Annotated in this window: 3 protein-coding genes and 1 pseudogene; 3 read left to right on the top strand and 1 reads right to left on the bottom strand. The window is 68.4% G+C overall.

The genetic code is table 11. From position 1 onward, the window contains the following. Positions 1-20 precede the first annotated feature (20 nt). On the top strand, positions 21-2,750 hold the full coding sequence (locus ACTWQH_RS08890; protein ID WP_443285835.1) for a family 78 glycoside hydrolase catalytic domain: 2,730 nt from the start codon (positions 21-23) through the stop codon (positions 2,748-2,750). A 161-nt stretch (positions 2,751-2,911) separates the two neighbouring features. After that, positions 2,912-3,229 (top strand): annotated as a pseudogene (locus tag ACTWQH_RS08895) (carbohydrate esterase); the annotation flags it as partial. A gap of 131 nt (positions 3,230-3,360) precedes the next feature. On the opposite strand, the gene ACTWQH_RS08900 reads toward ACTWQH_RS08895, so the two are convergent. Beyond that, complete coding sequence (locus ACTWQH_RS08900) at positions 3,361-4,767, bottom strand: lectin (RefSeq protein ID WP_443285836.1); 1,407 nt, start codon at positions 4,765-4,767, stop codon at positions 3,361-3,363. 581 nt (positions 4,768-5,348) lie between these two features. On the opposite strand from ACTWQH_RS08900, the gene ACTWQH_RS08905 reads away from it, so the two are divergent. Continuing rightward, entirely contained in the window at positions 5,349-7,646 is a 2,298-nt protein-coding gene (locus tag ACTWQH_RS08905) for a rhamnogalacturonan lyase family protein (protein ID WP_443285837.1), read from the top strand. Positions 7,647-7,719: the final 73 nt, after the last annotated feature.

A 7,719-nucleotide genomic window follows, 5' to 3' on the forward strand; every position in this document is an offset into this window, starting at 1 on the left:
TCCGAGCACAAGGAGGCTCGATGCACATCCACCGACTCGTGTCGGCCCTCGCCGTCCTAGGCACACTCGCGGCTGCCGCACTAACGGCGTCCGCAACCGCGGCCCCCGAGGGCGCCGCACGTCAGAATCAGGCAGCGGTCAGCGTCACTGGCGGGACGACCCAGGGCTTGACCGAACCCCTCGCCGTGGACGTAGCCCGCCCCGAGCTCGCGTGGACCGTGGGGTCCTCGACGGCGGGCAGCGCCGTGAAGGCCGCCGAGGTCGAAGTACGGGACGCGGGTGCCGACACCGACCCGATCTGGTCCCACGTCATTACCGACGCCGGCGCCTCGGCAGTGACCTACAACGGGCCCGCGCTCGCCCCGAAGCATCGCTACCAGTGGCGGGTCCGCGTACAGGACCAGGGCAACCAGTGGAGCGCGTGGAGCTCCTCCTACGACTTCGGCACAGCGATGTTCGACACGTCCGACTGGAGCGACGCGGACTGGATCACCGAAAGCGCCTGGCAGTCGGCAAACGACGAACTCCCGTCCGGGCTCCCGCTGCTCCGCCGCGACTTCACCGTTGAGGACCGGCCCATCGCGAACGCGACCCTCTTCGTTTCGGGACTCGGCGCCTATGTGGCCTCCGTTAACGGCGAGCGGGCCGGCGACCATCAACTCGGCTCCGGCTGGACCAAGTTCGACAAGCGAACCTACTACGACGGCATCGACGTCACGGACTCGATCCAGCAAGGAGAGAACACCGTCGGCATCGCCCTCGGCCAGGGGTTCCTCAACGGCCTCCACGAGTGGACCGATCCGGAGAACCGGGGCGCTTGGGACGGTATCCCCCGCACGAAGGCACTCCTGGTCGTCACCTACGCCGACGGACAGACGCTGTCCGTGCCAACCGACACTGAATGGTCTGCCGCGCAGGGTCCGTCGATGCCTTTCACAAACACCGTCATTCCCGAGAGCGAGGGATACGACGCCCGACGCGCACAGCCCGGCTGGGACACGCCCTCGTTCGACGACGGTGACTGGGCTCCCGCCGTGCCCGCCAGCAATGGGGAGGCTCTGCTCCAGGCGAACCCTGTCGAGCCGACCCGGATCGTCGACAGGTTCCCCGTCGATTCCCCGGACAGCCCGGACGAGGGAGTGTATGTCTACGACGTCGGCAAGAATGTCTCCGGCAACGTCCAGATCACCCTGGATGTCCCGGAGGGGACCGCGATCCGCATCCGCTACGCCGAGAAGCTGAGCGATGGCTGGGCCGTCGTCACGCATGACCGCTACCAGGACGACACCTTCATCAGCGACGGCTCAGGACCCGTGACATGGACCCCCAGCTTCACCCACAAGGGCTTCCAGTACGTCGAGGTCAGCGGCCTGCCCTCTGGCACGCCCGCACCCGCGGTCACCGTGTTGCACATGCACAACGACCTCGCCAGCATCGGCACCTTCGACTCGTCGAACGACGTGCTGAACTTCATCCATAACGCCGGTCGGCTGACTGCCCTCAACAACCTTGTCGTCGGCGCACCCACCGACGGCTCCTACGTCGAGAAGCTTCCCTGGCTCGGTGACGGCGCCGTCATGTCCGAAGCCGTGAGCAGGAACTTCGACGCTCGGCGCGTCTACACGAAGTGGTTCAACGACCTTGCCGACAGCCAGAGCGCCTGGGGGGACATGCCCGCCTGGGCGCCGGCGCCGACCGCTGGCGCAGATCATCCGAGTCCCGCATGGGGCAATGCTTTCACCGAGACAGCACTGCTCCTGATGAACACCTACAACGCCGATGAGGCCGTCGCCGACCGCTACGCCGACCTCAAGGAATACGCCACGCTCATGGCCGCGAACGCGACCAACCCGACTGAGCGCTGGGGCGACTGGGTGTGCCCCGACGGTGACGACGTATGCAATACCCCTGAGGCCAAGACGCTGGTCGCCCGCGCCTACGTCTACCGGACGCTCCAGCAGTTCGCGCAGATCGCCACGAGCCTCGGCCACCCCGAGGACGCCGCAACGGCCACCGCGCAGGCCGACGCCGCCCGCGACGCGTTCAACAATGACTACTACGCCGCGGACAGCTCGTCCTATTGGGCCAGCGGCGGCGCATTCCTGCAAACCAGCAACCTCCTCCCTGTCGCCTTCGGAATCGCACCGGAGGACGAACGACAGGCGATCGTCGACAACATCGCCGCAGACGTGGTCGATCGAGGCAACCACCTCGGCACCGGAGTCCTCGGAACCAAATGGCTGTTCCGCGTGCTCACGCAGTACGGCCACCTGGACACCGCCTACGCGGCGGCGACCAACCTGGAAGCCCCGGGCTACGGATACATGATGGAGAACGGCGCGACCACCCTGTGGGAGGACTGGACGACGAGCCCGCGGTCGCTCGGACACCCGTTCCTCGGCACCGCCGAGGACTGGCTTCTCGCCGATGTCGCTGGTCTCGCAGATCCCGGCAGCACGTCCTCCGAGGTCATCATCAAGCCGCACCTTCCGACAGGGCTGAACAGTGCCTCCACCACCCACGAAACCCCGGGAGGCACCGCGGGCTCCAGCTGGAACGTCGACAACGGCAACCTCGAGCTCACGGTCGACATCCCGGTCAGCCGTACGGGCACGATCTACGTACCCGTCACAGCGGGCCAGAGCGTCATCGCACCGTCCGGCGCGGTCAAGGAGGATTCCATCGAAGGGTACGAGGTATATACCGTCAGCAGTGGCCACTACGCCTTCCGCACGGAAAGCGGGCAGTGAATAGGCGCCCTTGACATCGTCGAGCATCGGCTCTTCATGCGCCGATGCCGCACCCGCGCCCCCCTGCTCACCGTGACCTGGCCGCCGGGGGGTGCCCGGCCCTGGCCGGCACCCCCACCCCCAAGGACCCGCACAGCTCGCGACCGTGGACGGAAGCGGCGGGCGGCACACCCGTTCTCGTCACGCCGATCGTCCACCGCTGGTTCAACGACGACGGCACGCTGAACAACGCCACCGCCCTGCACGTCAACGGGCTCGGCGTCGACCTCCCCGCCGAAATGCGCAGCCTGGCACAGGAACAGGGCGTAGGCCTCATCGACCTCACCGCCCTCACCCAGCAGCGCGTGGAGGAACTCGGCCCGGAGGCCTCCGAGGCCCTCTACCTCACCAACGAGGCCGACGACAACACCCACACCTCCGAACACGGCGCCACGGACTTCCTGACCGGCCGGCACATCGACCCCGAGACCGCGCTGCGCTGCGCTGCGCTGAGGGATGGTCAACCACGTTGCCGCCGACGGGACACCGTCCTCTGGCGTCGGCCGGAGTGCCGGGCGGCGCGCCCGGCACTCCGGCCTCAGCCGCGTTCAGGTCTTGGCCCTCAGGGCTCTTATCCGTGTGCCCACCGCTGGTTGGACCCGCCGTTGCAGGTCCACAGGACCAGTTGGGTGCCGTTCGCGGTTCCGGCGTTGGACGCGTCCAGGCACAGGCCGGACTGGGTACTGGTGATCGTGCCGTTGGCGTTGACTGCCCATCGTTGGTTCGCGCCGCCGTGGCAGTCCCAGATGACGACCCGTGTGCCGGCGGTGGTCCCTGAGGCCTCGGCGTCCAGGCACTTGCTTCCGTATACCCGCAGCTCCCCGGCGCTGGTGAGTGTCCACTGCTGGTGGGGCTGGCCCGAGCAGTCCCACAGCTGCCCCTGCGTCCCGTTGGTCTGCGAGCTGCCCGGCACGTCCACGCAGCGGCCGGACTGTGCGCCGACGATCGGGCCCTCGTCCGGTGGGGGCGTCGACCCGCCGGGGTCGTACGGGCAGGTGTTCCGGTACCGGGAGACGCCGGTGGAGTCCGCCAACCCCGGGCACAGGAACTGGGTGTAGCGGGTGTCGTTGTCGAGGAAGATCTTCAGCCAGGGGATCACGCGGCGCGTCACGTTGGAGTTGCCCCAGGTAGGGAAGCCGTGGCCGCCGCTGGAGAGTTCGACGAAGGCCCCCTCGGTGCTGGCGGGCCGGGTGGCGTAGAGCTGGTCGAGGTAGGACGGCGTGATGGTGCCGTCGTCCCGGGCGCCCATGATCATCGTCGGCACCCGAACGCCGGACAGGTCCTGGGAGAACGATGCGGGTGCGAACGGGACAGCCGCCTTCAGCGACGGCCGACGCTGGGCCGCGCTGATGGCGCCGCCGCCGCCCATGGAGTGACCCATCACTCCGAGCCGCTGGGGATCAACCCGGTCGCGCACCGGGCTGCGCTGGGTGAGGTAGTCCAAAGCGGCCAGGAGCTGGGTGCCGCGGGCGGTGTCCCAGTCGTTGGGGCTGTTGGTGTCGATGCCGATGACGACGAAGCCGAAGGAGGCGATCCAGTGGCCCATCCAGGCGCCTTCGCGTTCCCAGGTGGCCGTGTAGCCGGGCACGACCGCGACCGCGCCCCAGGTGCCCAGGCTGGTGTCGGTGGGGTAGTAGATCCTCCCGCCGTTGAAGCCGTTGCCTGACGGCACACTGATCTCTGCGGTGGCGAACGTTCCTCGCTGGGCGGCGACGCTGCTCACCGTGGGGTCCGGGCCCCGCTGGTACGGGTTGTCCTGGGCTGACGCCGCCGGCATCGCGACCAGGGTGCCGATCAGGCTGATCACGGCGGTGACGAGTGCGGCCAGGGTCGTACTCCGCCGGGGTCTGGCCCCGCTGGGTCTGGATCTGCCGGACGGTGGGCTCTCGGTGGTTTGTGATCGCATGTGTTCCTCCTCATGTGGGGTGTGGCCGCAATACGCCAGGGCAGCGGATGACTCCCAGGGGGACGCACCCATGACAAAGCGGGGCCCCGGTGCGCGACTCCAGAGCGCGCCACCACTGGGGGAATGGGGTGAGTTACGGGACCGGCGCGTCGTCCGGCCCAGGCGTGGAAGGTTCCGTCGCGATGCGTGCGGCTCGTCGTCGCGACGCCGGTGAGGCCGTCGAAGTTCTTCCGGCTCTGTTGATGATTGGGGAAGCTACTGAGCCGCTCGAGGTGCGGCAAGTCATCAAGTCCGCCAGCTTCCTGGGTCTCGCAGCAGGGCGCTGAACAGCGTCGATGCAGTATCGACCGTCCTTCTCCCAGGTGGGGACCAGTCGACGCACTGGCTTGAATTGGTCGTTTGCAGGCTGGCCACTCGTGACTCCGCCGGGGGGAAGCCACCTGATCAAACAGATAAACACATTTAGTTGTGCACGAGTCTTGTTGACCCGTCAGGCTCGCTCTAGCCTCACCTCACTGGGAGCGCTCCCCCTCCCACTCCTTCCCCGCAGCAAGACCCTCGCTCGCGCTTGGGTTCGAGGTGAATCGATTCATTCCTGCCTTCGCCGGAAGTGAGCCTGCACGTCCTTACCCGCCCCTCTGAAGGAGCCCCACATGATCGTCCACAGTTTTCGAAGATCCCGCGGGCCGGTCGCGATCCTGCTGACGGTGCTGCTGGCCGCCGTCTCGCTGGTCGTCCTCCCCACACCGCGGGCACACGCCGCCGTCATCGACACGAGCGCGACCTATGCGCTGGTCAACCGGCTCAGCGGCAAGGCGATGGCCGTGAGCAACGCGGCCACCACCGACGGAGCAGCGATTGTCCAGTGGTCGCGTGACGACGCCGACTGGCAGCAGTGGCAGTTCGTCGACTCCGGCGACGGCTACTACCGCCTGAGGTCCGTGCTCAGCGGCAAGGTGGTGGACATCGAGGCGCTCTCCACCGCCGACGGAGCCAACGTCATCCAGTACACCGACAACAACGCCGCCAACCAGCAGTTCCGCGTCGTCGACACCGACAGCGGGTACGTGCAGCTGATCAACCGCCGCAGCGGCAAGGCGCTGGAGGTGTGGGAGCGGTCCACCGCGGACGGCGCCCGGATCTCCCAGTACACCGACAACGACGGCTACAACCAGCAGTGGCAGCTGGTCCCCCTCGACGGCGGCGAGGAGCCCTCGGCCCTGCAGATGGAGGACCTGAACCGGGGTCTGGTCTCGGTGCGTTCGGGCAGCGGGAACCTGGTGTCCTGGCGGCTGCTGGGCACCGAGAGCTACGACACGGCCTTCAACGTCTACCGCAACGGGACGAAGGTGAACGCCGCGCCGATCACCAACTCGACGAACTACCTGGACAACGGCGCGGCGGCGGACGCCTCGTACACGGTGCGCGCGGTGGTGGACGGCGTCGAGCAGGCGCCCTCGGAGAGTTCGCTGCGCTTCACCGGCGGCAACTACCTCGACGTCCCCCTCCAGATTCCCGGCTCCGGCTACGCCCCGTCCGAGGCCAGCCCCGGTGACGTGGACGGCGACGGCCAGTACGAGCTGATCGTCAAGTGGGACCCGGACAACGCCAAGGACAACTCCCATTCCGGGTTCACCAGCAACGTCTACGTCGACGCCTACCGGCTCAACGGCCAGCGGCTGTGGCGCATCGACCTGGGCCGCAACATCCGCGCCGGCGCGCACTACACGCAGTTCCAGGTCTACGACTACGACGGCGACGGCCGGGCCGAGGTGGCCATGAAGACCGCCGACGGCACCCGCGACGGCCAGGGCACGGTGATCGGCAACGCCAGCGCCGACCACCGCAACTCCAGCGGCTACATCCTCACCGGGCCCGAGTATCTGACCATGTTCAACGGCCTGACCGGCGCCGCCATGTCCACCGTCACCTACGAGCCCCCGCGCGGCAACGTCTCGTCCTGGGGCGACAACTACGGCAACCGGGTGGACCGCTTCCTGGCCGGCACCGCCTACCTCGACGGGCAACGGCCGTCGCTGATCATGGCCCGCGGCTACTACACCCGCGCCGTCATCGCAGCCTGGGACTTCCGCGACGGGCAGCTCACCCGGCGCTGGACGTTCGACTCCAACGCCTCGGGCAACGGCGCCGCGTACGGTCAGGGCAACCACCAGCTCTCGATCGCCGACGTCGACGCCGACGGCCGTCAGGAGATCGTCTACGGCTCCGCGACCATCGACGACAACGGCCGGCTGATGTACTCCACCGGTTTTGGCCACGGCGACGCCCTGCACGTCGGCGACTTCGTGCCCTCCCGCTCCGGCGTTGAGGTGTTCACCATCCACGAGGCGGGCAACCAGCCCGGCTCCGACCTGCACGACGCCCGCACCGGCCAGGTCATCCACCGCACCCCGACCAGCGGTTCCGAGGGACCGGGCCGTGGCGTGGCCGGCGACATCTACGCCGGCAACGCGGGCGCGGAGTTCTGGGGCTCGGGCCCGAACATGACCCAGCTGCGCAACGCCTCCGGCGGCTACGTGGGACGCAACCCCTCCTCCGCGAACTTCCTCGCCTGGTGGGACGCCGACCCCGTCCGCGAGCTCCTGAACGGCACCACGATCGACAAGTACGGCACCGGCGGCGACACCCGGCTGCTGACCGGCAGCGGCGTCGCCTCCAGCAACGGCACCAAGTCCACCCCCGTCCTGTCCGGCGACCTCTTCGGCGACTGGCGGGAGGAAGTGATCTGGCGCCACACCAACAACGCGGCCCTGCGCATCTACGCCACGACCACACCCACCACCACCAAGCTGCACACGCTGGCGCACGACGCCCAGTACCGGGTCGCGCTGGCCTGGCAGAACACCGCCTACAACCAGCCGCCCCACCCCAGCTTCTTCCTCGGGGCCGGCATGACGCGCCCGCCGCAGCCCACCATCTACGTGCGCTGACGGCACCCCGCAGTCATCGCGTGAAGTCCTGCCCGGGACCGGAAAAACCAGAGGGGGGGGGGGTACCAGGGGG

The organism is Streptomyces sp. 6N223 (genome assembly GCF_052246635.1).
In the GTDB taxonomy this organism is placed as follows: Bacteria; Actinomycetota; Actinomycetes; order Streptomycetales; family Streptomycetaceae; genus Streptomyces.

Excerpts from the sequence above, each read along its gene's own strand:
- ACTWQH_RS08890 (WP_443285835.1), top strand. The coding sequence starts at position 21 with ATGCACATCCACCGACTCGTGTCGGCCCTCGCCGTCCTAGGCACACTC.
- ACTWQH_RS08900 (WP_443285836.1), bottom strand. The coding sequence starts at position 4,767 with ATGGGTGCGTCCCCCTGGGAGTCATCCGCTGCCCTGGCGTATTGCGGC.
- ACTWQH_RS08905 (WP_443285837.1), top strand. The coding sequence starts at position 5,349 with ATGATCGTCCACAGTTTTCGAAGATCCCGCGGGCCGGTCGCGATCCTG.